Here is a 25,088-nt window from a genome sequence, read left to right as displayed (position 1 = left end):
ATATGCCAACTGACCTCTACAGGCAGAGGGCATAGCCCCGCATTCGAGGATCTCGTCGGCAACCAGTGGCCTTGCGATGCCTATAGCTTCTGGCCATTCCATGCCCAGACGACGCGACCCAGCACGCGTACCTGGTGATCGCCGTTCAGTTCATCCACGGTCTTGATGTTGGGGTTGTCCGAGCTGACCTCCAACGTGCCTGACATGCGCATGCGTACGCGCTTGATGTAGGTCTGGCCGTGTACATCGAGCACGTAAACGCCTTCGTGGCTGGCAGGGTCGCGCGAGCCCACATCGACCAGCAGCACGTCGCCGTCACTGAAAGTGGGTGACATGCTTTCGCCATGGGCGTGAATGAACTTCAACTCCTGGATGTTGCCGGGCTTGATGTACTGGTTGATCCAGTGTGCGGATAGGGCCAAGTCGCCCACCACATAGTCCGCATCAAGCGTGTCATTGCCTTTGCCCATGCTGCCGCTGTTGGCCAGCAGGGGGATGCGTATCAGGTCTTCGTTTTCTTCCGAGAAAACAATGCCGCCTGCATTGCGTGCCATGTCGCCCATGCCGGTCGCAAGCCAGTCCGACGACACATTCAGGCGTGCAGCGGCCTTGGCATTGTTCTCGGCAGTGAATGCCTTGCTCTCGCCCTCGAGGACTTTTCGCGCAGCCTGATATGACACGCCAACAGACCTCGCAAGCTCTGTGATGTCTACACCGGCGGCTTTCATCGCCTTCTCTATGCGTTCTTTGTAATCAACCATGGTTGAAATCATGGCGGATTCAATACTAACTATGGTTGCTTTCATTCTTTAACTAAGGTTAAGATTGAGGCATGACGATCCGAAAAACAGAGGCCATAGAAATGCTCGGCGGCTCCACTCGAGAAGTGGCTGCCGCTTTGGGGGTGTCTTACCAGGCCGTCGACAAGTGGCCCGAGGTCCTCAGCGACAAGATCGCTGACCGTGTTCTCGCTGCATGGACTCGTCGAAACGTGGAGGGCTTACCTCCTCCGTTTGCGAAGTCAATCTCTCAGCATCAAGCTGGCCAGGAGGCTACTCATGGTTGAGCGAATCTCTCGCCGTCGCCGCAAGCTTGGCGTGCGGGGCTTGGCTGCCAGCACAAGCTGTCACGTCAGCACCCGCACCGCCACACGCTGCAGCTCCTCGATCACGGGCATGGGCACGCTGCCGGTGCGCAGCATTTCGTGGATGCACTGGTTGTTCCAGCGACCAACCTTGCGGGCGGTGAAGCTGTCGCGGCCTTCGACGTCGAGGACGAAGACGATTTGCTGCAGCAGCAGCTCCATGGCCTGGGCCCACTCGGGTGTGGGGGCGATGGGAGTTTGCTTGGCTGTCTGCGCGGCGGCCGTCAGCGATGCGCCTGAGAAGTGAGGTGTGGTCATGAGAAGCAGTGTCTCTTTTCCTCCCTACACAAACAATGGCGAATTGGATGCTCAGGCCGACATGCCAATACCAGTCGATGTTGCGGATGCGGCCTATCTGATTGCGCACAAACATCCCGGCGGTGTGCGAGTGCTAGCTGAGCGCATGGGCGTGAGCGCCAACACGTTGCAAAACAAGCTCAACCCGAACAACACGACGCACCACCTTACGCTGCGCGAATCTGTGGCGCTACAGGTGATGGCGGGCAACCCGGCTATCTTGCGCGCTATGGCGGCGGCTCTGGGCTACACCTGCGTGCCCGCGCTGCCGGACCAGGCTGCGGGCGACCCGGTGGAGGCGTTTGTGGCCCTGCAGCAGGAGGTGGGCGAGTTCACGTCCGCAGCGGCAGACGCTTTTCGTGGTGGCAAGGCCATGGTGAGCCGCAACGAGATCAAGCGCCTGCAGTACCGCTACAACGAGCTGATATCTGCCTTGAACCAGCTGCTGGTCACGGCGGCAGCGCGCGTGCCGGCGCCAGTGGAGGAGGGCTGATATGCATATCCAGCTGAGCACGCGGGTGCTGAACCAGGCGGAGCTGCTGCGGCAGATCCACGGCCTGACGGGCGCACAGGCCGCCAAGGCCTATGCCAAGGCGCTGAACGATACGGGCTTCGAGATCCGCCGTGCCATGCAGGACGAGATGCGTGCGGTGTTCGACCGGCCGACCAATTACATCTTGCGCAGTCCGTTTGTGCGCATGGCCACGGCCGTCAAGCTGAGCGTGACCATCGAGCCGACCTATATGGGCGGCAAGGGGATCGATCCGCAAAAGATTCTGGATGCCCAGACTTGGGGCGGCCGTCGGCGCGACAAGCGCAGCGAGGTGGCGCTCAAGCGTGCGGGCATCTTGCCGGCCGGCTATCAGACGGCCATTCCCAGCGATGACCGGGGTGGGCCGTACCCCGGCAGTGATGACGGCAAGGGCAATTTGCGCGGACCGTTTTTGGTGCAGCTGATCAGCTACTTCCAGGCGTTTGGCGAGCAGGGCTACAAGGCCAACATGAGCGCCAAGGGCTATCTGCGCGTGCATCGCGGCACCAAGAAGCAGGCAGGCCGGCGTTACTTCGTGGCCTATGGCAAGACACGCGGCGGCCCACGCATTACCCAGAAGGGCGAGCAGGACGAGCGCACGGCACACCTGGCTCCCGGCATCTGGGCGGCCAGCGGCACAGGCGGCGCCGATGTGCGTCCGGTGCTGATGTTTGTGCGGCCGGGTCGTGGCTACCAGCCGCGCTTTGACATGGACAAGGTGGCCAAACGTGCCGACGCCACGGCCTATCTGGAGCGCCGTATCCGCTTCCGCTTGCGCGAGGCCGCAGGCGTATGACTTCAATAAATAAAGCAATGAATTTGAGCGCAGGTGCAATGCCGTGCGCGTTGATATCAGGAGGTTCAACCATGAAACCAACCCACAGCGCTGTGACGGCGCGCGATACGAGTGCCGAGGCCTTTGCGGCCTTGGGCAACGAGACGCGCCGCCGTTTGAACGAACGCCTGTACGAGTCGCTGCGCCATGCACACCAGTACGGCAGCCGAGACATGAGCCGCCGCGAGCTGCGCGATTACCACAACGAGCAAACAGGCGAATGGCTGGAGCTGAGCAGCGTGGCCAGCACGGTGAACGCTCTGCTGGCCGCCGGAAGGCTGGAGGAGGGCGAGGCACGCATGTGCAGCCTGTCCACCCGACAGCGAACCATCAAACCCGTGCGTTGCAAGGCGCGTCAAACGGCCTTGGCCTGATAACGAGAAGAGTATGAGCACCATCATCATGTCGGCCTGCTGGCCTATGCAGGGCATGTCTGCTGCACAAAAGGCGGTTCTGATATCGCTGGCAGATCAATCGAACGACGACGGCGTGTGCTGGCCCGGCGTCGGAACCATTGCCCGGCGCACCTGCCTGTCGGAACGCGCGGTGCAAGAGGCGCTGTCGTGGCTGCAGAAGGTCGGTCTGGTGTTTCGGGAATATCGCCTGAACGCCAGTACCAGCTACACCATCACGCCCTCACGTTTTGACCCGACGAAAGCGCCATCGGCTCGCAGCCGGAACAAGGTGGGTGGTGCAGATGGCGCACCCCCCGCAGATAGCGCACCCCCCGCAGATAGCGCACCCCCCGCACCAGGCGCACCAGGTGGTGAACCAGGCGCACCTGTACCCCCGCAGGAGGCGCACCCCAGGGGTGCAGGAGGCGCACCCAAATCATCATTGAACCGTAATAGGAACCATCAAAGAACCAACATACCTGCGCAACAGCGCGCAGGACCTGTTGTTCAGCCCGACGACGTGACCGACCAGACCTGGGCCGACTGGCAGCAGCTGCGCAAGGTCAAGCGGGCACCGGTGACGGAGACCGTGGTGAACGGCGCTCGGTCAGAGGCGGCAAAGGCCGGCATGACGCTGGAGGCCTTCCTGCAGCTGTGGTGCATACGCGGCTCGCAAGGGCTGCAGGCCGCGTGGCTCAAGCCAGCTGCACAGCCATCGGGCGGTCGTTTGCCAGCCAACAGCCACAAGCATGCCGGTGCAGCCGCAGCCATCTTCGACGGAGTTTGGGAATGAAAAACATCGCCACCTTTGCAGACCACGCCATGCGAGATCCGCAGGCCTATCGCGACACGGCTGAGGAGGCTGCTGAGGCCTCGTTGCAGGCAGTCAGCCTCGTGATCCGCAAGCTGTTCATGCTGCTGCACGGCTCGTACGGCAGCCTGTTCACCAGCAAGTTCGCCACGGGCCAGATGGCTGGCAAGCACGACAAGGGCGCGATCTCGGCCATGAAGGTCTGGGATGCCAAGCTGTCGCGCTTTCCCGGCACGGTGGTGGAGCTGGCCGCCTCTCGCCTGGCTGCCGAACATGCGGACTTCCCGCCCAACCTGCCGCAGTTCGAGCAGATGTGCGATGCCGTGATGCCGCGCCAGACCTATGCCCAGCAGCAGGGCCTGCCTGCCTTGCCTGCGCCAGTGGCAGCGCAGCCCGTGAAGGTCAGCCTGCAAGAGCGCAACGACGGCAAGGACTGGGCCCGCCGCATCGTGGCCCGCATGGAGGGCGGCGACACCAGCATCTCGATGTATTCGGGCAGGTCGGCCCGGATGGCCCTGGGCCTGGAGGTGAAGGTCTGATGGTGCGCTGCACAAAAAACAGGCAGATTGAGGGCCGCGGGTCCTTCCCAGCCAGCTCTGAAGCGGGTAATTCGAGCCGCGTTGTCGGACTGTTGCGTGAGTTTACTAAGGGGGTTAAGTGAAGGTTCTGCCTTATTTGGGTGCTATCGTTTCGCAAGCAGAATTTGCGCAGATGGTGGGTGTCAGCGAAGCCAGCATCAGCAAGCGCATGAGCGAAGGCGTGATGACCCGTGGCGATAACGTGCACGCCTGGTTGGTGGGCTACTGCGAACATCTGCGCGACCAGGCCGCGGGCCGGATCGGCGAGACCCTGGGCCTCGACCTAGTCCAAGAACGCGCCGGCCTGGCCAAGGCCCAGCGCGAGGCGCAGGAGCTGAAGAACGCTGTCGCCCGTGGCGAGTACGCGCCCATCGGCATTCTGGCCGACGTGCTCGGCCTGGCCAGCTCCGCCATCGTCGATCGCATGGACCAGTTCGAAGGCCAGGTGCGCAAGGCCTGCCCGGACCTGCCGCAAGAGGTGTTGCTGATCGTGCTGCGCATCATGGCCGACGCGCGCAACGAATGGATCCGCTCCACCTGCCAACTGGTCAACAAAGAGGTCGAAGCCATGGCGCAGCTCGACATAGACGAGACCGCAACACTTGATATCAGAGCAGGTGCCGATGAGGAGGGCGACGCCGCATGAGTGCACCCTTCAGCCCGGAAGCCATGGCCGCCATCCAGACCGCCGCCGCGCTGGGCCTGTCCAGCCTGCGGGCCGATGTACCGCAAACCCTTAGCGAATGGGCGGCCGAGCACTTTCTGCTGGCGGGCGAATCCAGCCACCAGAAGGGCGGCTGGGTCGGCTGGCCCTTTCAGCTCGGCATTCTCGACTTCATGAGCGACGACCGCATCGAAGAGCTGGCCGTCAAAAAGAGCAAGCGCGTGGGCTACACCAAGATGATCACCGCCTTCGTCGCCTACAACATCGCCCACCGCCGCCGCAAACAGGCGCTTTGGCAGCCCACCGACGACGACCGCGACAGCTACGTCAAGAGCGAGATCGAGCCCGTGCTTGACGGCGTGGCCGCCGTGCAGGCTGCGCGCCGCCAAGGCAAGGGGGTGGAGGACACCATCAAGTACAAGCCCTTTCGCGACAGCGTGCTGCACCTGCTGGGCGGCAAGGCTGCGCGGGCCTACCGCCGCATCACCGTGGCCGTCTCCATCCTCGACGAATGGAGCGCCTTTGACCAGAGCATCGAAAAATCCGGCGACCCCGGCAGCCTCGCCAAAGGCCGGCTGGAAGGCGCGCCATACCCCAAGTTCGTCGGCGGCAGCACGCCCCGCGTCAAAGGCATGTGCCATGTAGAGCGCGCCTGCGAAGAATCCGACGCCTACGTCCAGTACCACATCGAATGCCCGCGCTGCGGCGCGGAGCACCCGCTCGTCTGGGGCAGCAAAGAGCTGCCCTACGGCTTCAAATGGGTCAAAGGCCAGCCCGCCAGCGTGCACCACGTCTGCCCCCACTGCTTAGAGAGAATCACCCAGGCCGACTACCTGCCCGGTGGCTGGCCGCTCACCGGCACCTGGGTCTGCAAAAAGACCGGCCGCCGCTATGGCGCAGACCGCATCTGGCGCGATGCTGCGGGCCAGCCCTGCCGCCCGCCGCGCACCCTGGGCGTGCATGTCTGGGCCGCCTACAGCCCCCAGCGCACCTGGGTCAGCATCGTCGATGAGTTTGAAAAAGCCCACCGCGCCCTGCAGGCGGGCGACGTCGGGCCCATGACCGGCTTCACCAACGAAACCCTGGGCGAGACCTGGGAGCTGAAAGGCGACAGCAGCGACGAACACGCCCTGCAAGCCCGGGCCGAAGACTACCCCCTGGGCCGCGTGCCCGCCGGCGCGCTGCTGCTCACCGCCGGGGTCGATGTGCAGCGCGACCGTTGGGAGATCGCCATCTGGGCCTGGGGCCGCGGGCTGGAAAGCTGGGCCATTACCCACCACATCATTCAAGGCAACCCCGCTAGCGAAGCCGACTGGGAGCCCGTCACCCAATACCTGCAGCAGCGCTACGTGCAGGCCTGGCACGGCGGCAGCTTGGGGCTGTCTGCCATCAGCATCGACTCTTCCGACCAGACCCAGGCCGTCTACAACTGGGTGCGCAGCGCGCAAGGGCAGCTCACCGGCCTGCGCGCCATCAAGGGCGACAACAACGACAACCGCAACATCGTTGGCCCCAGCAGTCTGCAAGAGGTCAATTACCGTGGCCGCAAGATATCGCACGGCATCAAGCTCTGGCTGGTGGGTGTGGACAGCGCCAAAGACCTGTTGCTGGGCCAGCTCGCCATTGACAAACCCGGCCCCGGCTACGTGCACACCAGCCAAAAGCTGCCGCGCGAATGGTACGAACAACTCACCGCAGAGCAGCGCGTGCTGGTCAAAGTCAACGGCAAAGACGTGTACCGCTGGGTCAAGCGCAGGCCGCGCAATGAGGTGCTGGACTGCCGCAACTACGCCCTGCACGCCGCCATGTGCCTTGGCATCCATAAATGGCCCGATGCCCGCTGGCTGGAGCTGGAGCAAACCGTGCAGCCCCCGCAAGACCTCTTCAACACCACCGCGGCTCAAGTTGCCCAGCCAGAGCAGTCAAGGGCAGATGCCACGCCACTACGGGCCAAAACATCACGCGAAAGCGATGACGACGAGCTTTTCGCCCCCATGAGCCTCTATTAATAAAAAACCAATGCAAGCCCAAGCAGCGCAAGCGCAACCAGCGATCAAAACAATGAACAAGAAGAACCCAAACTCCACCCCTCCCGCACCCAGTAACAACAAACTGGACCCCATTGCCGTGCTGCGCGAGGAACTGGCCGCCGCCGCGCTATGCCATGGTGTGGAGCGGGTAGAGGACTTGACGGAAGAGTTGGTGCGCCGCTATGTGCAGCGGCTAGGTGGGCTCAATGTCTATGTGCGCAATGAGCGGGTGAGGGAGCGCGAGCGTGTGGCCCAGGAAATACGTGCCAGCTTCGATGGGTGCAATGCTCTTGAGCTGTCGCGTAGGTTTGGTCTTAGTGTGAGACAGGTGCAGCGGATCCTTCAGGATGGAGTACCGCAAGGCAAGAGCCCTTTAAAAGTGCTTTTTGAGGCAGGGCGAACTGCTGAGTGCTAGAAGCGACTGACTCTGACGGGTATAGCGCACCAGTTGACTGTAGTGTTCGCCTACAATAGAAGGAAGTTTTTATTAATTTTTAAACTAAGTTCTAAAAAATGAAAAAAATATCGAGGGGAAGACTAGATTGGCTTATTAGGAGACAGCGCGCATTATTAAAAAAAGATAAGAGATTTTGTGGCTATATCACGGCAAAAAAGAATAGGGTAATGGTTTCGCGGGCGGTGCTTTTGTCGCCAATAGTGCGCACCGCACCTGTCCACCTTAAATATTATGCGCCACCTGGTCAGAGAAGAGAAACTGAGAGTTTTTTTGAGAAAATAAATAATCATCTATTGAACGGAAAGTCAGTAAAGATTGATTTTCGAAAATTAGAACACCTATACCCTTGTGGTGTACTCATTCTCATGGGATGGGTAGACGAATGGGTAAAAAAATATCCGAAGAAAGTTTCGGCAAACTATCCGAGCGTAGATTTGGTCGAGCAGATGCTATCGCATGTCGGTGTGCTTGGTAAATTGGGGCTCGAAACGAGAAAAGAGTCCTCTCATAGCGATGTTCTGCGTTGGCACTACTTACATCAAAATGACAATAATAGCCAAGTTGAAGAAAATACAAGTTCTATGGAGAACTTTTTTCTTGAATTAAGATCAATTCTAGGGGAAGAAAAGCAAATTGAATTAGGTGGCTGTATTAGCGAGGCAATGGTCAATGTTGGGAATCATGCCTATCAGACTGGAGATTCGAAGCCATGGTGGATATTTTCTACAGTTTCTGAAAATAATATTTTTATTGCACTTCATGATCGTGGCCTCACTATCCCTAAAACAGTTCGTCAGAAGCCAAAGGTTCAAGAGGTGTTGCTGGGAGTTCGCTCCAAAGACACTGCTCGTGCGGATGTTGAGTTGATAACTGCTGCGGTAGGCGGCAGAACAAGAACGGGTTTGCCCTACAGAGGTCGAGGACTATCTGAAATGCTTCAATTTACAAAAAAATACAAGAACAGTGAACTTGGAATTATGAGTAATAGGGGCATGTATCGATATCACGGTGAACAGCATACAGCTCACCTTGGAAACCGATTGAATGGGACTTTGATTATTTGGATAATTAAATTTCCAAAGGATGAGAAATGAAAAAGCTAATAGTTATCGCCAAGGATTTTTCCCGTAGCCCTTCTGGGCGGCATCGTGAAGATGGTCCATTTTCTGGGCAGCTATTTAGAGAGGAGCTACTCGTTCCTGCCTTAAAATCGGGGGCGGTGGAAGTTAATTTAGATGGAGTTTTGACTTTGGGCTCATCATTTTTGGACGAGGCTTTCGGTGGCTTGGTTAGAGAGGCGGGATTATCGGTTGATGAAATAAAGGATAAGCTTACTATTTCTGGAAGAATTGAAACATTCACTAATAAGGCTTGGTCCCATATATTAGACCCTAAAAATAAATTTAAAAAATAAATAGGGTCTTATGAATTCAGAAGAAGTTTCATTTTTTGCTGCATATAAAGATCATCTTGTTGTTGTAGCTTGGTTACTTGTGGTGGTCGGATGGTTTTTAAACAATAGCCAAAGTAACCTAAGAGAGAAAAGAAAAGAAACAAGGTCTGAAATAGATGCTATCTGCAAGAAGGCAAGTGAGTTAGCTGATTCATGTCGAGAATACTACACTAAGCCAGTAGATCCACAAAATGACGTTTCTGAGTCATCCAAAATTGCATTTGAAGTCTATCGAATAGTTTCGCGTGTTGAACGCTTAAATGGTAGAGTTAAACGATGTGATGGATCTCCGTTTGAAAAATCAGTTAAATGCTGCGGAGTTTTTTTTGAAGCCATAACAAGTGATCCATTCAAATCAAGTACACGAGAGAAACTTGCTCCAGACTCTGATTTCATTCTGAATATTGAGGAATCAACACATGGGCTAATGGATAGCTTGGAAGATGGTTTTTCATTAGCTTTTAAATGATCAATTTCTGCAAAATTCAAGTTAGAATTGGGTCATCACGCCCGTAAGCGTGATCTGGGCTTGGCGGCCCGGAACTACACAGGCGCAGCAGCCGCGCCATCACTTCATGGTCTGCGGCTTTTTGCTTTTATGAGCATGCCTGCGCGCGCATGGCTCCGCTTTACGGTGGGCCGTGTGGGGACACCCGCAAGGGTGTGCCGGTCCTGTGTCCGGTCCGCCAACCCTGCACGGTCCATCACCTTTGCTTGGCGGCTGAGGCGATGGGTTCAAACACTTGTCGCACAGGAGCCCGTCATGGCTGACATCACCACTGGTTCGTCCGTAACTGCCGTATCTGCTCGCCCCGAGCTTTCAATTCACGACGGCATCGTCACCACCACAAGCATTCAAGTCGCACAGTTCTTTGGCAAGCGCCATCGTGACGTGATGCGCGCTATCAAAAACTTGGTTTCTGAATTGCCAGAGCCAGATGCGCGCAATTTTGCGCAGACCTGCGTTGACACGCGAATTGAAGGCGCAGCCAACATGCAGGGCGCAACCCGGCAGGATGTTGTTTACCGCATGACCCGCGAAGGCTTCATGCTGCTGGCAATGGGCTTTACCGGCAAAGAGGCGCTGCGCTGGAAGCTGGCCTATATCGCCGCCTTCAACCGCATGGAGGCAGAGCTGCAAAAGCCCGCGCAAGACCCGCAGCGCATCCAGCTTGCCCAGCGTCTGGCGACACAGGCCGCAGCCCAGGTCACGCAGGCCGTGTTCGACGCCGTGATGGCCGCAGACAACACCGACTGGCGCCACTTCCGCTACCTGCTCAACCTGGGCTACGACCGCGAAGGCCAGCCCAGCGTGCCCCATGCCCAGCCCATAGCCGACGATCAGATGATCGTCTCCTTCAACGCACTGCCCGAGCGCATCGCCAGCGGTGAGGTTCTCTCAGCCACCGACGCCCAGCTCGCCACTCTGGCCACAGCCTGCACCCAGCGTCTGACCCAACGCGCCCAGCACCGCGAAAAGCAGGTGACCCAACCTGTCTACACCACCCAGAAGCCCGCCGCCAGCCTGCCACCCGGCACGCTGATGATGACCTTCAAGTAATCAGTTTTGATAGCTGCTAGCGCTTGATGGATAAGTGCTAGAGGTCGTTTTGGCTTAAATCTCTTGGTGCAATGAAAAAGCCCCTGCTGGCGTTGGTTGGCAGGGGCTTTGTTTTGGTCGCTTTACTTCTTGAGCGGTGGCTTGCTGTTCAGCCAGCCTGTGTAGAGCGCTTTGATGCCTAGTGCAGCGATGGCGACACCTAGTGAAGTGGGCTCTGCTTGCCGCTCGGGCTCAATGACATGCGGTTGCGCTGTGTCGATTTTTGCAACCGCCGCAGGCTTCGGCTCTGGAACGTAGTACTTGATGAGATCACGCTTCATGTATTCGAGCACTGTTGCGTTGCCGTGCTTGCTTGGCCACCTGATCGAAATTAGTAAGGCGGCTAGTTCTAGGAGTTGCCCAGTGAGCATATACAGCATGACACCAATGATCACTAATCCGGCAATGATTTGTAGCGCGTCCCATAGCATCGACAGAGTGATCGGGCTGTTGATGAACCGCTCAGGATTGAGATTGGTGATGTTCTCAACCTTGCCAAAAGCAATTCCAATCGCGATCAGCAACAAGCCGCCTACTTTTGGCAGTAGTGGATGGTTAACGAAGTTCCAAAAAGTCTTCCAAAAGCTTGGATCTATTTTGGAGCGCAGTTCTTGTTCCAGCGCTTGTAGCTTTTTGATTTCATCAAGCAACTGAAGGAACTCAGAGGGTTTGCTATCTGTTAGCTTGATCAACGCCTTGCGTTTAGCGTGGTGAACTTTTAATTCTCTTTCAACGTTCTCATCGTCTGGAAGGTCTGCAAGCAAACCTTTATTCCTGTAGGCGATGATCGAGTAAGAGGCGAGGATGGCGACCAACTCAGGAACTAGCACCGGCCATCTATCTAGGAGAGCAGGTGAGCTGGCGAAAAAGTACCAGTAGATGGCGGAGCCAAATGCGACCAATGACAGCGCAAGAAGGATCGACCTCCAATTCCACCATTTAGGAAAGTACTTCGCTCCTTCAAATTGTTCAAAGTACCGTGCAGCGATTCGGTAATAGTTGTTCATTGCTCCCTCTGCGTTGTTTTCTGTTGCCGCGCATCTTAACTTTGCTATCAATTTGATTGTTGATGTTATTGCTGCATAAGCGATTGACAGCTGCGACATGATTTAGAGACATATGTCGCAGTGACTTGTCGCAACCATCCGCCGACCATCGGTGCATGGGTCTTTACAGCCACCTCACCACCGAACAGCTCACCGCACGGCGCGACAGTTATCTGGCCGCCATCGATGCGCGCCTGACCGGCCCCACGCAGGCCAGCCACAGCACCGACGGCGTGGGCGCACGCTCCGTGCAGTTCAATGCCGATACGACGCAGCTGCGCCGCGCCATTGACGATATCAACGCCGAGCTGCTGCGCCGTACCGGCCAGCCAGCGCGCAAGCCCATCTACCTGGTGTAAGCATGGGCCGCAGCACACGCCAGAACCGACAAAGCCGCGCCCGTGCATCTGTTGTGCAGGGCGGGGCGGCCATGTCTGCCCACCAGGGTGCATCGCACACCGATCTGGCCCTGCGTGACTGGCAGCCGTTTGCGGGCAGTGCCGATGCAGACTTACTCCCCGAGCTGGACACACTGACCAGCCGCAGCCGAGACCTGGCCCGCAATGACGGGCTGATGGCCGGCGGCATTCAAACCCACCGCGATAACGTGGTGGGAGCGGTGCTGCGCCTGTCTGCCTTGCCCGATTACCGCCTGCTGGGCTGGACCCCCGAGCGGGCCCGTGAATGGGGCAACAAGGTAGAGGCGCACTTTCGTAGCTGGGCCGACACGACGGATTGCGATGCGGCCCGCACGCTGGATTTGCTGGGCCTGACGGTGCTGGCCCTGGGCGGCGAAATGATCAACGGCGATGCGGTGGCCATTCCCAAATGGTTGCCCCGGCCAGACAGTCCCTGGGCCACACGGCTGAGCGTGATCGAGGCCGACCGGCTGGAGACACCGCCCCACCTGCAGGGCATGGCCCGCATTCGCCGGGGTGTGGAGTTTGACCGCGAGGGCGCGCCAGTGGCCTACCACTTTCAGGCAGCGCACCCGGGTGATGCGCTGTACCTGCGCGGCGATGAATCCATGGACCTGAACCGCTGGGAGCGCGTGCCCGCCTTCACGCCCTGGGGCCGCCGCCGTGTGGTGCATCTGCATTCCAAAGAGCGCACGGGCCAAAGCCGGGGCAAGCCCATCGTGAGCGCGGTGATGCGCGAGTTTCATATGGCGGGCAAGTACGCCCAGAACGAGCTGCAGGCCAGCCTGGCCAATTCGCTGGTGGCGGCATTTCTGGAGTCGGATCTGGACCAGGAATCTTCTGCCGCCTTGTTTGGCGACCAGCCGCGCGATGCGTGGAAAGACTCCGTCAAGCAGTCGCGCAGCATTGGCAAGTTGCAGGCTGGGGCGGTGATTCCGCTGCCCGTGGGTGCCAGGCTGCAGTCGTTTACGCCCGGCCGCCCCAATGTGGCGTTTGAGGCCTTCATGCAGTCAGTGGAGCGGCGCATTGCCGCAGGCATGAACCTGCCGTATGAGCTGTTTGCCAAAGACTTCAGCAAAGTGAACTACAGCAGCGCCCGCGCTGCGCTGCTGGAGGCCTGGCGCTACTTTCACGGCCGCCGCCGCTGGCTGACCAGCACCTGGCTCAAGCCCATTTTTGAGCTGTGGCTGGAAGAGGCGGTGAACGCGGGCGTGATTGACGCGCCCGGTTTTTACGCCAACCGCTATGCCTATACCCGCTGCCGCTTTGTGTTTGGCGGCAAGGGCTGGGTGGACCCAGTCAAGGAAATCACCGCGGCCAAGCTGCGGCTGGAGATTGGCGTTTCCACCCTGGAGCAGGAATGCGCAGAGCAGGGCCTGGACTGGGAAGAGGTGCTGCACCAGCAAAAGATTGAAGCCGAGCGCCGTGCCGAGCTGGGCCTGGTCAGCCCCATGGCCACCACCTGGATTGCCAGCACCGCCGATAGCGCTGGCGACAAGGAAGAGGGCGCAGCCGCCCAAAAGGATGCGCCATGAGCCGACCTTACCCGCATCTGGCCGACCGCCTGTTCAACACCCCGCTGCTGCTGCACCCGCAAAAGCTGGACGCCATCATTGCCGGCCTGGGCCAGCGGCTGCTTGGCACCGATGGCTTGCAGATCGATGCAGCCGCCATCAGCCCCCGCGCGGCCTTGCCCGCCGAGATGTTTACCACCCGCAAGGGCGAGCGCACCGAGCGCGGCTACCGCGTCACCGAGGGCGTGGCCGTGATCAGCGCCATGGGCGGCCTGGTGCACCGCACCCGGCTGGAGGCCGATAGCAGCTTGCTGATTGGCTACAACGACCTGGCCGCCGACCTGGAAGACGCCTTGGCCAAGAGCGAGGTGCATGCCATTGCCCTGGTGATGGACAGCCCGGGTGGCGAGGTATCCGGCGCCTTCGAGCTGGCGGAGCGCATTTACGCCGCACGCGGCAGCAAACCCATTGTGGCGGTGGCCGACGGCATGGCCGCCAGTGCTGCCTACCTGGCTGCCAGCGCGGCCGATGAGGTGGTGCTTTCGGCCACGTCGTATGTGGGCTCGATTGGTGTGGTGATGCGCCATGTGGATTTCAGCCGCGCACTGGCCAACGAGGGCATCAGCGTTTCTCACATCTTTGCTGGCGACCACAAGGTGGACGGCAACCCCTACCAGCCTTTGCCCGATGCGGTGCGCGCGAACCTGCAGGCCGACATCGAGGGGTTGTACCAGATGTTCATCCACGCCGTGGCCCAGCACCGGGGCATGACCGAGCAGGCCGTGCGCGATACGCGTGCTTCGGTTTATCGGGGCGTGGCCGCAGTGGCTGCGCGCCTGGCTGACCGCATTGGCGCGGCCGACGCCGTGATTGCCGAACTGGCCGCCCGCCGTTCCCGCAGCTACCCCGCAGGCGCGGGACTGTCTTATCAACTTGAAGGAGCTTCTATGGGTGACACCCAAACCATCAAACCGGCGGCGGCTGCGCCCGCTGAGGCAACCACTACGACTGCTACTGCACCTGTACAGGCCGAGCCGGCCCAGGCCAGCCTAGAGCAAGCCCGCGCCGAAGGTGCCACCGCCGAGCGTGCGCGCGTGGCGGCCATCCTGGGCCATGCCAATGCATCGGCCAACCCGGCCATTACCCAGCAGTGCATCAGCACGGGCCTGAGTGCCGAGCAGGCCAAGGGCTTTCTGGATGTGGCACCTGTAGCCGCAGTGACGGCCGCAGCGGCCACTGCTGGTGCGCCAGCCAACCCGTTTGCCCAGGCCATGGCGGCCATGGGCAACCCCAATGTCTCGGGCGTGGAAGCTGCCGCGCCTGACAGCGCAACCACCGCCAGCGCCCAGACCGAAGCGGGCTGGGGCCAGGCATTCGGCTATGCCAAGCGCTGATTCACCCTCATTCAACAGGAGCACACCCCATGGAAACACTCGGCCCCGGCACCGCCTGCTATTTGGTCAGCGAAGCCAACGGCACCCGCTCGCGCGAAGTAGTCACTATCGCGCAAGGCCAGACCCTGTTGCCCGGCGCTGTGCTGGGCAAGGTCACTACCAGTGGCGAATACACGGCTGTAAGCCCCAGCAACGACAACGGCAGCCAGACCGCCATTGCCGTGCTGTTTGCCGCAGTGGACAGCACCGCCGCTGCCCACGCCGCCGTTATCACCGCCCGCGATGCAGAAGTGGCCGCGCATGAGCTGGCCTGGCCCGCAGGCATGACCCAACCCCAGAAAACCGCCGCGTTGGCCCAGTTGGCCGCCGTGGGCATTGTGGCGCGCTAAGGCGCGCAGAAAGAACAAGGCACAACACATGGCCGATCTGAACGTCTTCACGCACGGCGCATTCAATATGACGTCTCTCTCCACCGCCATCCAGCAAGCGCCTTATGCGCCGCAACTGCTGGGGCAACTGGGCATCTTCACGCCCGACCGCGTGCGCACCACCACGATTGCCGTGGAGCAAAAGGGCGGCGTGCTGTCGCTGATTCCCACCAGCGAGCGCGGTGCTCCCCTTGAAGAAGGCAAGAGTGAAAAGCGTGACATTCGTCACTTTGCCACCACGCGCATTGCGCGCGGCAAGACGCTGTACGCGGCTGAGGTGCAGAACATCCGCGCCTTTGGCAGCACCAGCGAAATGCAGGCCGTGCAGAACGAGGTGGCCGAAATCATGAACGGCAAGACCGGCCTGCGCGCCGCCGTGGAGCTGACGCACGAGCACATGCGCCTGGGCGCCGTGCAGGGCAAGGTGATGGATGCGGATGGCAGCCAGTTGTATGACTGGTTTGAGCAGTTTGGAATTGCTCGCCCCGACATCATCAATTTCGATTTTCCCGCTGCCGTGGCCGAAGAGGGCAACGTGCGCGTGAAGTGCAATGACGTCATTCGCTCCATGATGCGCGGCAGCCACGGAGCCTGGCTGCCTGGCCAGACCTATGCCGTGGGCCTGTGTGGCGACAACTTCTTTGACGACCTGACCAGCAACGCCGAAACCCGCAGCACCTACCTGAACCAGCAGGAAGCGAACGACCTGCGCAATGAGGTGGGGCAGGCCTTTGGCTCGTTCCGCTACGGCAACATTCTGTTCATCAACTACCGGGGCACGGACGACAAGAGCACTGTGGCCGTTCACAACGACGAATGCCAGTTCTTCCCGGTGGGTGCGCCTGATGCCTTCAAGGCGGGCTTCTCGCCAGCGGAGTTTCTGCCCTTCGTCAACACGCCCGGCCAGGACGTATATGCCATGGTGGTGCCCGACCTGGCACGCCAGGCCTTTGTGCGCCCCGAGGTGTACAGCTACCCGCTGTTCATGTGCACCCGCCCCGGCATGTTGCAGCGTGCCAAGCGCAAGGCATGAACGGGCTCATCGGTATGCAGGCAAACCTTGCCCCATTCGCCGCTGTGGATGCCCTGATCAATCAGGGCATCAGCCAGACCTTGGCCAATGCCACGGCCAGTTGGCAGGGCGGCCAGTCCTTCGGCGTGATTTTCAATCGCACGCCGCTGGATGGCTATCTGGACCACGCCGTGACCACCGACCGCCAGACCGTGGCCATGTGCGTTGCCAACGCCCCCGGCATTGCCGAGGGCAGCACGGCCCTGGTGCTGGCGGGCCAGCCTTGCGAGGTGACCGGGCCTGTGGTGGCCGACGCCAGCGGCTGGGCCACTTTCCCCATCGTCTTTTTGAACTGATCGCCATGTTGCTTTTGGAATCTGTCCTCAAAGCCCGCCTGCAAACCCTGGCCGTATTGGCCGGCTGGCATCTGCGCGGTGCCTCCGAGCACTGCGATCGTTCGCAAGTCCCGGCCATCGAGATCCGCATGGTGGGCGCGGCGCCCGGCGATGTGTCGCGTGAAGCGGCACAGCTGGAGCCGCGCTGGTCCTGCGTGCTGGTGGCCAAGCGCAGCGCCCAGGCTGCTGCAGAGCTGGATGCGGCGATGACGGCGGTGATTGGCGGTCTGCATGGCTTCAAGCCTGTGTCTGCCGGCGGCCGTACCTGGTCGGAGCTGAAGGTGGCCGGCGTGCGCGAAGCCGAGTTCAGCGATGCCGGGCTGGTGGGCTACTCGGTGGAGTTCACCTGCGTTTCGGTCTTTGAGTCGCTGGACGTTTGAGTCCGGCGTCAACCCATCATTTATTAGGAGAGAGCACCATGGCTGCTTTGCCCCGCGTCAAAAAGGAATACCAGATTCCCCGTGGACGCCTTGTCTTTTATCCGTTCGATGCCGACGGCAAGCGCCTGGGCGGGCGCCAGTTCGGCAACTGCCCGGGCTTCTCGCTCAGCGTTGAAGGTGAGAAGGCGCCGCATTACAGCTCGCAAGGCGGTCTGCGCGAGAAGGATGAAGAGATCCTGATCGAGGTGACCCGCAAGGCCGGCCTGACCACGGACAACATCAGCTCTGCCAATCTGGGTCTGTTTCTGTCGGGCACGGTGGAGACGCACACCCAGGCTTCTGGCGCTGTCACCGCAGAAAAGCACACGGTCGAGCCCGGCCGCATTTACCAGCTGGGCGTGACGCCGGGGGCCCCCACCGGTGCCCGAAACATCAGCGTCGTGGTGCTCAAGAGCGAAGACGACGCAACCACCTATGAGGTGGACAAGGACTACCTGGTGGACGTGAGCCTGGGCTTACTGCAGATCGTGGAGGGCGGCGCCATTGCTGCGGCCACCGCCGTCTCTGTGGGCTACACCCGCGCGCAGGTCAGCTGGGAGCGCATCAAGTCGGGCAACGGCACCGACCTCAAAGGCGCGCTGCAGCTGATTGCCGACAACGCCCATGGCGCCAACCGTGACTGGTTCTTCCCCAGCGTCACCTTGTCGCCCACGGGCGAGCTGCCGCTGATTCAGGACGGCAACGACTACAGCCAGATCGGCCTGGATGTGGAAGTGCTCAAGCCCGACAACGGCGAAGCCGTCTATGTGGACGGCCGTGCAGCGCTGATCCCCTAAATCACTTAACCAAACCTCCCGGTTCGCCGGGGCGGTTTGCACTGCGGCCTGTTTTTGCTGGTTGCAGCGCAAACCGAAGTACTCACTCTTTCCCGCACCGCATAACCATGGCATTCAAGCCCATTCAGATCGTCATCAACGCCAAGGACAATGCGTCTGCGGTGCTGGGCCGCCTGGAGAGAAACGCCAAGGCTGTGGGCCTGGCCATCGTGGGTTACTTGGGCATCAAGGCCTTCGCCAGCGGTATTCAGGGCGCGGCCGAGTTTGAAGGTGCCATGAGTCGGGTCAAGGCGGCGACCGAAGGCTCGGCCGCCGAGATGGCGGCGCTGACCAAGGCGGCGCAGGACGCCGGCAGCAACACCAAGTTCACCTCGGTGCAGGCTGCGGGTGCGTTGGAGAATCTGGCTAAGGCCGGTCTGAGTGCTGGCGACGCCATCAAGACCTTGCCTGCAGTGCTGGCCCTGGCCCAGGCCGGCGACATCGAACTGGGCACGGCCAGCGAGTATGTGACCAAGGCCGTGATGGGCATGGGCCTGGCATTTGAAGATGCCGGCCGTGTGGCCGATGTGCTGGCCAAGGGTGCCAACGCCACCAACACCAGCGTGGACGGCCTGGCTCAGGCGCTGAGTTATGCGGCGCCCGTGGCGAACTCGCTGGGCCTGAGCCTGGAAAGCACAGTGGCCATCATCGGCAAGTTTGCCGATGCGGGCATTGACGCCAGCCGTGCCGGTACGGCGCTGAACTCCATCCTGAGCCAGTTTCAGAATCCGCTGTCGTCGTTTCGCAAAGAGCTTGGCGCGGCCGGTATTGTCACCACCAACTTTGAAGAAGCACTGCACCAGCTGGCTGCCAAGGGCAAGGACGGCGAAAAAGCCATCAACGCGATTGGCCTGGAGGCTGGCCCTGCATTGCGAGCGCTACTCAACCAGAGTATGGGCTCGCTCGATGCCCTGACGGCAAAACTCAAGGATGCAGGCGGCAGTGCTGAGGCGACTGCCAAGATCATGTCGGACAACCTGCAAGGTTCCCTGACGGGTCTTGGCAGTGTTTGGGGAGAAGCGGTAAAAGCGCTCAACACGCCTGTATTGCCCGTGGTGCGCAAGGGTGTGGATGAGCTCACGGCCGCTATTCGCCGCGGCCTTGAGGACGGCACGATTGCTAAGTTCGGCCAGACCCTGGCCACCGCATTTGAAAGCGGGCTCAAGTACTTTCAGGCGTTTGCGGCCAATGTCAACTTTGATGCGGTGATCTTGCGGCTGCAGGTGTTTGCCAGCGAGACGGGTGAGACCCTGCAGCGCATCGGCCAGTACGCGACCAATGCCGGCAACAGCATGCAGCTGGCCTGGGGCGTGATGACGACGGGCGTCAACGGCGTCATGGCTGTGATCTACAAGGTGGGCGAAGCCTTCGCCGGCGTGGCCAGCAATATCCAGAGCGGTCTGGCCTATTTGTACGAAGGCCTATCCAAGATCACCTTTGGTGCCGTCTCCCAGGCCTGGGCCCAGGCTGCAGAAGATGCGCGCTTGTCTGCCGAGGCAACCTGGGCTTCTTCCGAAGCGCTGGCCGCAAAGTCGCAAGAGGCGTTTCAGGCCATGGCAGACGGTGCGCAAACGGCCCGGGATGGATGGGCCGGGCTGACCGGGGAAGTTGGCGAGACTGCGGCCGCCGCCACGACATCGGCAGCCGAGCTGAAGAAGGTGGCCGAGGCCATTGAGTCCACGGGCAAGGCGGCATCCAAAGCCGCCAAGGATGCGGCAGCCAAGGCCGAGGCCGACCGCATGGCCGCCGAGTCGGTCAAGCTGCTCAAGAATGAATATCAGCAGCTGATTGCCAGCGGCAATGTGCAGGCCGCGGCCAAAGCACTGCTGGAAATCGACAAGATTCAGCGCAACCTGGCCGGCTCAGCAGCGGATGCCGCAAAAGCGACGGCACTGGTGGAGCAGGCGTACAAGGATCTGGGTCTGACCACCAATGAGGATCTGCAGCGCATGGCCAGCCAGGCCAAGGCGGCGTTTGATCGCCTGGAAACAGATGGCCAGCAGCCGCCCATGCGCATTGCCGAGGCCTGGAAATCCATGGCCGACAAAGTGATTGCAGCCAATGGCGGCATTGCGCCTGAATGGCTCAAGACCCAAGCTGCAGTCAAGGGCTACGAAATCGCTTTGGATGATGCGGGCAAGGCGCTGGTCAATACCGACAAGGCCACCAAGAAAGTCACCAGCTCCATGGCGGCCGACTTTGAGCGGGTGGCCAGCTCAGTCAGCAATGCAGGCCAAGCGCTGGAGAGCTTCAGCCATCAAAGCCGCAATGTGGGCGGCCAGAACCCTTCTGGTCATTCCCTGGATGCGCGCAATGCTGGAGTCAAAGGCTCCGACTCGGTCATGCAGCAAAAGTCTGGACCGTTGGCACTGGTGCCGACCTTCCAGAGCCAGAAGGAGCTGGATGCCTGGTGGGATCAGTGGAAAACCCAGTACGCCAAGGACAACCCGTTTCAGACCAAGGCCCAGGGCCAGCTGGGCATGTACCAGTACGACCTGACCGAGTTTGCCGTCAAGGAAGCGCAGAAGGGGCTGGATCTGCAGCAGGCCGTGCGTAACGCTGCCGACAAGGAGCGCAAGGAGTCTGTGCGCAAGCCTGCGATGCCGCCCGGAATACCTGTGCCTGGAAGTACTCCTAGCGCGCCAGCTCCCGCACCTTCGCCTGCCCCAGCGCCGTCTCAGCCGGTCATCACCCATCGCCACGATGTGTATCTCAACGGTCGCTCCTATGCCTGGGGCACCGATGCGCAGGGCAGCGAGGCAACACAGCAATTCATGCAAGAGCTGGAGCGTTCGGCCCAGCTCAGAGGAGGGTAGTCATGGCCGGACATTGGCTCAACGAGATCGAATTGCCGCGCGGCATGTTGTGGGTGGATGAGTTCGACTGGTCTGCCGTCGCTAAAACGGTAGACCGCTCCATCACCGGCGCCCTGGTCATTGATGCCATGGCGGTGATCGAGGGCCGGCCCATCACGCTGCAGGCGGTGGAAGACCAGGGCTGGATCGCTCGTCAGACCCTGCTGGCCGTGCAGGCCCTGGCCCAAGAGCCCGGCGCCCAGTACCCGCTGGTCCTGGCCGACGGGCGCAGCTTCAGCGTGCAGTTTGCGCCCGACAACCCGGTCAGCGCCAAACCGGTTGCGCGGCCCGAGTTGCCACCTGCCGACTACCCCTATGTCGCCACGCTGCGGCTGATCACGGTTTGAGAAAGAAATAGATGCCCATCAAGCAAGGCGATATCCAGCTGCTGGCCAGCCGCGTCATGGACGACGTACCCGAGGGCGGTGGCGGCCCATCGGCCATCGAGATCGAGGACGGTAAAGAAAACGCGCTGATGCCCGATGTCAGCCAGATGGACCGTGCCCTCGGCCGCGCCAATATGCGCCAGTCTTTTGTGGCCGTGCGCACCGACGACACCGACACCTATCAGGGCAGCAACGTCATCGTTGCCGAGCCGCCGGCCGATCCCAATATCTCCATCACCCTGTTTGCCACCGATGGCGTTTACGACACCCGCGCCCAGGCGCAGGCCCGGCTGGAGGCTTATCTGAATAAGGGAGTGGAATGGGGCGGCTATCTCTACTCAGACGCTCTCGCAGGCCAGCGGGCGATTCAGATTTTTCAACGCCCGGGCACCGAGCTGCCCGCCGTAGGCAAGACCTTGGTGCTGACCCAGAACGAGGGCCAGAGCAATGCGCAAGAGCAATACGTGCGCGTGACCCGGGTCGTCTCCCTGGAGCGCACCTTCACCTATGACCAGGACAAAGACTTCAAGGCGCTGGTGGTTACGCTCGATCTGTCCGATGCGCTGCGCTACGGTTTCAAGGGCACATCTGCCAGTCGCAACTTCACGCGACTCGACAATGCCGCCCGTGTCTGCGACACCGTGGTGGCCGATGCCGGGAGCTATGTGGGCGTCACCCCGCTGCAAAAGGCTGCGGCCCTGGGCGACTTCACGGTCATCGCCAAGACCATCATGACCCAGATCGTGCCCTCGGCTCAGAGCGAGACGCCGATCCCGGCCGCTATCCCGTACGCGGCTGCCGGTCTGCCCGTGCCCGGTGCGGCCGAGGTGGCATTTTCTACTTCGCAGGACTGGAGCGTGGCCACCAGCCTGGTGCTGCCCGGCGGTATTACGCCAGCCTCTCTGCGCATCACGCTAGGCGGCGTCACTTTTGTGGATGCCGGTGGCTTGCTCATGTCGGGCACCCAGCAGATCGGCACGGTGGACTATGCCAACGGCGTGGTGACCGTCAGCGCTGGCAGCTATGGCGGCAGCAAGGCCATCAGCTACCGGCCCGCCGCCTATCTGCAGCGCATGCCCCAGTCCAGCGAGATCCGCATCACGCCCGAGACCCGCAGCCAGAGCTATACCGGCTTTATCACGCCCACAGCGGCACGCGGCACGCTGTCGTTTTCCTACCGGGCTCAGGGTCGCTGGTACACGCTGGCGGATGCCGGCAATGGTGCGCTGCGAGGAACTGACTCCAGCTTTGGTGCCGGCACTTACAACGCCGATGAAGGCGCTTATGTCATCACCCTGGGCGCCTTGCCCGATGTGGGCAGCTCCATCGTTATCCAGTGGGGCGTACCCACGCAGGAGACCGTGCACCCGGTGGTCGATCTGTTGATCAGCCAGACGATTGCGCTGCCGCTGCCCGCCGGCCAGGCGCTGTACCCCGGGGCCTTTGAAGTGAAGTGGCTGGACGGTGTCACCCAGCGCACGGCCACGGCCACGGCGGCCTGGCAGTTGCAGGGCGATGCCACGGGCGAGGTGAGGGTAGGCCGCAGCGAGGTTCTGTTTGCTCCCAAGCTGCTGCCCGCCGTGGGCACGGTGCTCGATGTCACTGTGGATACGGCCCCGGCCGTCGAAGTCACTCTGGCCCATCCCTCGCGCAACGGCCAGGGGCGTCTGGTGGTCTCGGCCGGGCAGGGGGGCTTGCAGCCCTTCACGGTGGAGGTGGAGTGGAACACTCTGACCGACCAGAGCGTGCTGGGCACCTACACCCGCGCCCAGCTCACCGAGATGGGCGTGAGCTTGGTCGATCCCACCCAGATTGCCCGTGATGACGGCGCCGGCAAGCTGATGCTCAATGGCACCCAGGTGGGTACGGTGACCTATTCGACGGGCGCGGTGGACTTTCTGCCCGATGTCACCATCAAAATCCCCAAGCCTCATTACTCCACCAGCCAGGTCAGTGGTGGCGGTTTCTCTGGCGAGGCGGCCAGGTATCGCCTCAACTATGCGGGGATGGAGTACGTCAATGCGCCCAGCATCTTTCCGAATGATGAGAGCGGCGTCGTCAAGCTGCGTTTCCGGGCCACGGGCAGTGCCACCCGCCGTACGCTGCAGGTCACGTTTGCGCCCGAGTTTGACTTGGTCACCGGCGTGCAAGCGCCGGTGGTGCCGAGCTCGGTGCTGCTGATGCCCGCCAGTGGTCAGCCCTGGAGCGATGACGGTCGTGGCGTGCTGCGTGTGCTGACCGCTGCTGGCTTTGTGACGCGTGGCTCCATCAACTATGCCACCGGCCGCTTGGTGTTGACCGCATGGACTCCCAGCAATGCCAATCAGCTGCGCCGCTCCAGCTGTGTGACCACCCTGGGCGAGGCTATCTCCAGCGCCTATGTGTTTCGCACGGCTGCGGCTCCGCTGCGCCCGGGTTCCCTGACGGTGCAAGTGCCGCGCGCCGGCGGCGGCTCGCAGAACGTCACGGCAGGCATTGACGGTGCAATCTCGGCGCCCGGCGCGACCGGGACCGTGGACTACGACACCGGCCTGGTACGTCTGGGCTTTGGCAGTCTGGTGGTTGCAGGCGGCAATGAGGGCGAGCCCTGGTTCAACCCGGACAACGTCCAGAGCGACGGCAAGATCTTCAAGCCCCAGCCCGTGGTGGCCAGTGCCTTGCGGTACTCGGGCGTGGCCTATTCCTATCTGCCCATGGATGCTGACCTGATCGGCATCGATCCGGTGCGCCTGCCCAGCGACGGCAAGGTGCCCATCTTTCGGCCGGGCTCGCTGTGCGTGGTCGGCCACACCAAGACCAGCAGCCAGCTGGTGGTCAGCAACGGTCAAGTCATCAACCTGGCCCGGGTACGCCTGTCCCGTGTGGTGGTGCGTGATGCGAATGGCAAGAATCTGCAGACCGGCTTTAGCGTGGATCTCGAAGCCGGCACGGTCACCTTCACCGATGTCTCGGCCATGACCATGCCGCTCACTATCGAGGACCGCATCGAAGACATGGCTGTGGCCACGGACGTGCAGATTTCGGGCGAGATCACTTTCAACCGGGCGCTGACCCATGACTATCCACTGGCCGGCACCTATGTCTCCAGCGCCCTCGCATCCGGCGACCGCCATGCACGGGTGAGTGAAGCGTTTGACCAGAACACCTGGGACAGCGCCACCTGGTCCGATGCCCTGCAGGGTGCGGCCGCCGTGGCCGGCTATGACGAGTCCGTGACCCCGATTCTGGTCACCAATGCCGGCGCTACTACCGAGCGCTGGGCGCTGCATTTCACCAGCAGCACGCAGTTCCGGGTGATTGGCGAGCATGTGGGGATCATCGCCACGGGCGACATCAATACCGACTGTGCGCCCCTCAACCCCACCACCGGCAAGCCGTATTTCTTGATCAAGGCGCTGGGCTGGGGTCAGGGCTGGATTCCCGGAAACATCCTGCGCATCAACACCGTGGGCGCCATCTATCCCTTCTGGGTGGTGCGCACCATCCAGCCCGGCCCCGAGACCGGCATCGAGCACCGCTTTTCCTTGCTGGCACGCGGCGATGTGAACCGCCCGCAGTCCGCCTGAACCCTTGCATTCTGGAGATCAA

At 61.1% G+C, this 25,088-nt stretch carries 26 protein-coding genes; 23 read left to right on the top strand and 3 right to left on the bottom strand.

Going from position 1 to position 25,088, the window contains the following annotated elements:
- Positions 1-80 precede the first annotated feature (80 nt).
- Positions 81-761, bottom strand: a complete 681-nt coding sequence (locus EAO39_RS14915; protein ID WP_162989576.1) for a helix-turn-helix transcriptional regulator — start codon at positions 759-761, stop codon at positions 81-83.
- Positions 762-1,126: 365 nt separating this feature from the next.
- The gene (locus tag EAO39_RS14905) at positions 1,127-1,402 is read right to left on the bottom strand and encodes a hypothetical protein (RefSeq protein WP_120968693.1); all 276 of its coding nucleotides are present in this window, start codon (positions 1,400-1,402) and stop codon (positions 1,127-1,129) included.
- A 61-nt stretch (positions 1,403-1,463) separates the two neighbouring features.
- On the opposite strand from EAO39_RS14905, the gene EAO39_RS14900 reads away from it, so the two are divergent.
- The 12 genes from EAO39_RS14900 to EAO39_RS14850 all read left to right on the top strand — a co-directional run bounded on the left by EAO39_RS14900 (position 1,464) and on the right by EAO39_RS14850 (position 10,757).
- The gene (locus EAO39_RS14900; protein WP_240467021.1) at positions 1,464-1,934 is read left to right on the top strand and encodes a phage regulatory CII family protein; all 471 of its coding nucleotides are present in this window, start codon (positions 1,464-1,466) and stop codon (positions 1,932-1,934) included.
- Between the two features lies 1 nt (position 1,935).
- Positions 1,936-2,769, top strand: coding sequence for a hypothetical protein (locus EAO39_RS14895; protein ID WP_120968687.1), 834 nt, complete (start codon positions 1,936-1,938; stop codon positions 2,767-2,769).
- A gap of 71 nt (positions 2,770-2,840) precedes the next feature.
- Entirely contained in the window at positions 2,841-3,182 is a 342-nt protein-coding gene (locus EAO39_RS14890) for a hypothetical protein (protein ID WP_120968684.1), read from the top strand.
- Positions 3,183-3,195: 13 nt separating this feature from the next.
- Positions 3,196-3,996 (top strand): helix-turn-helix domain-containing protein, encoded by an 801-nt coding sequence (locus tag EAO39_RS14885; protein WP_120968681.1) that lies wholly within the window; start codon positions 3,196-3,198, stop codon positions 3,994-3,996.
- The gene (locus EAO39_RS14880; RefSeq protein ID WP_240467020.1) at positions 3,993-4,553 is read left to right on the top strand and encodes a hypothetical protein; all 561 of its coding nucleotides are present in this window, start codon (positions 3,993-3,995) and stop codon (positions 4,551-4,553) included. The genes EAO39_RS14885 and EAO39_RS14880 overlap by 4 nt, the downstream gene beginning before the upstream one ends.
- Before the next feature lie 136 nt (positions 4,554-4,689).
- A complete protein-coding gene (locus EAO39_RS14875; protein WP_240467019.1) occupies positions 4,690-5,238 on the top strand; it encodes a hypothetical protein in 549 nt (182 codons plus the stop codon).
- The gene (locus EAO39_RS14870; protein ID WP_120968678.1) at positions 5,235-7,265 is read left to right on the top strand and encodes a phage terminase large subunit family protein; all 2,031 of its coding nucleotides are present in this window, start codon (positions 5,235-5,237) and stop codon (positions 7,263-7,265) included. Before EAO39_RS14875 ends, EAO39_RS14870 begins: the two co-directional genes overlap by 4 nt.
- Positions 7,266-7,275: 10 nt before the next feature.
- On the top strand, positions 7,276-7,701 hold the full coding sequence (locus EAO39_RS14865; RefSeq protein ID WP_120968675.1) for a Mor transcription activator family protein: 426 nt from the start codon (positions 7,276-7,278) through the stop codon (positions 7,699-7,701).
- A gap of 98 nt (positions 7,702-7,799) precedes the next feature.
- Positions 7,800-8,837 (top strand): ATP-binding protein, encoded by a 1,038-nt coding sequence (locus EAO39_RS22655; protein WP_162989575.1) that lies wholly within the window; start codon positions 7,800-7,802, stop codon positions 8,835-8,837.
- Positions 8,834-9,157: an STAS-like domain-containing protein gene (locus tag EAO39_RS14855; RefSeq protein WP_120968669.1), complete on the top strand. Its 324-nt coding sequence runs from the start codon at positions 8,834-8,836 to the stop codon at positions 9,155-9,157. The genes EAO39_RS22655 and EAO39_RS14855 overlap by 4 nt, the downstream gene beginning before the upstream one ends.
- Positions 9,158-9,167: 10 nt before the next feature.
- A complete protein-coding gene (locus tag EAO39_RS22650) occupies positions 9,168-9,665 on the top strand; it encodes a hypothetical protein (protein WP_162989574.1) in 498 nt (165 codons plus the stop codon).
- A gap of 294 nt (positions 9,666-9,959) precedes the next feature.
- Positions 9,960-10,757 (top strand): Rha family transcriptional regulator, encoded by a 798-nt coding sequence (locus tag EAO39_RS14850; RefSeq protein ID WP_120968666.1) that lies wholly within the window; start codon positions 9,960-9,962, stop codon positions 10,755-10,757.
- 122 nt (positions 10,758-10,879) lie between these two features.
- On the opposite strand, the gene EAO39_RS14845 is transcribed toward EAO39_RS14850, so the two are convergent.
- Positions 10,880-11,803: a hypothetical protein gene (locus EAO39_RS14845; protein ID WP_120968663.1), complete on the bottom strand. Its 924-nt coding sequence runs from the start codon at positions 11,801-11,803 to the stop codon at positions 10,880-10,882.
- A 155-nt stretch (positions 11,804-11,958) separates the two neighbouring features.
- Here EAO39_RS14845 and EAO39_RS14840 point away from each other — a divergent pair, with 155 nt between their 5' ends.
- The 11 genes from EAO39_RS14840 to EAO39_RS14790 all read left to right on the top strand — a co-directional run bounded on the left by EAO39_RS14840 (position 11,959) and on the right by EAO39_RS14790 (position 25,066).
- Positions 11,959-12,201, top strand: coding sequence for a hypothetical protein (locus EAO39_RS14840; RefSeq protein ID WP_120968660.1), 243 nt, complete (start codon positions 11,959-11,961; stop codon positions 12,199-12,201).
- 2 nt (positions 12,202-12,203) lie between these two features.
- Positions 12,204-13,796 carry a phage portal protein gene (locus EAO39_RS14835; RefSeq protein WP_120968657.1) on the top strand — a complete coding sequence of 531 codons (1,593 nt, stop codon included), beginning with the start codon at positions 12,204-12,206 and terminating at the stop codon, positions 13,794-13,796.
- Entirely contained in the window at positions 13,793-15,169 is a 1,377-nt protein-coding gene (locus EAO39_RS14830; protein WP_120968654.1) for a S49 family peptidase, read from the top strand. The genes EAO39_RS14835 and EAO39_RS14830 overlap by 4 nt, the downstream gene beginning before the upstream one ends.
- Positions 15,170-15,198: 29 nt before the next feature.
- Positions 15,199-15,558: a head decoration protein gene (locus EAO39_RS14825; RefSeq protein WP_120968651.1), complete on the top strand. Its 360-nt coding sequence runs from the start codon at positions 15,199-15,201 to the stop codon at positions 15,556-15,558.
- A 28-nt stretch (positions 15,559-15,586) separates the two neighbouring features.
- Positions 15,587-16,630 (top strand): major capsid protein, encoded by a 1,044-nt coding sequence (locus EAO39_RS14820; RefSeq protein WP_120968648.1) that lies wholly within the window; start codon positions 15,587-15,589, stop codon positions 16,628-16,630.
- Positions 16,627-16,965, top strand: a complete 339-nt coding sequence (locus tag EAO39_RS14815; protein WP_120968645.1) for a hypothetical protein — start codon at positions 16,627-16,629, stop codon at positions 16,963-16,965. Before EAO39_RS14820 ends, EAO39_RS14815 begins: the two co-directional genes overlap by 4 nt.
- 5 nt (positions 16,966-16,970) lie before the next feature.
- Positions 16,971-17,384: a hypothetical protein gene (locus EAO39_RS14810; protein WP_120968642.1), complete on the top strand. Its 414-nt coding sequence runs from the start codon at positions 16,971-16,973 to the stop codon at positions 17,382-17,384.
- 38 nt (positions 17,385-17,422) lie between these two features.
- A complete protein-coding gene (locus EAO39_RS14805) occupies positions 17,423-18,220 on the top strand; it encodes a hypothetical protein (RefSeq protein ID WP_120968639.1) in 798 nt (265 codons plus the stop codon).
- A 107-nt stretch (positions 18,221-18,327) separates the two neighbouring features.
- Complete coding sequence (locus EAO39_RS14800) at positions 18,328-21,075, top strand: phage tail tape measure protein (protein ID WP_120968636.1); 2,748 nt, start codon at positions 18,328-18,330, stop codon at positions 21,073-21,075.
- Between the two features lie 2 nt (positions 21,076-21,077).
- Positions 21,078-21,461: a hypothetical protein gene (locus EAO39_RS14795; RefSeq protein WP_240467018.1), complete on the top strand. Its 384-nt coding sequence runs from the start codon at positions 21,078-21,080 to the stop codon at positions 21,459-21,461.
- Between the two features lie 11 nt (positions 21,462-21,472).
- A complete protein-coding gene (locus EAO39_RS14790; RefSeq protein ID WP_120968633.1) occupies positions 21,473-25,066 on the top strand; it encodes a hypothetical protein in 3,594 nt (1,197 codons plus the stop codon).
- Positions 25,067-25,088 lie beyond the last annotated feature (22 nt).

The organism is Comamonas sp. lk (assembly GCF_900564145.1).
Classification (GTDB): Bacteria; Pseudomonadota; Gammaproteobacteria; order Burkholderiales; family Burkholderiaceae_C; genus Comamonas.
The sequence above is the reverse complement of the archived record's forward strand: the minus strand, read 5'-3'. Positions and strand labels throughout refer to the sequence as shown.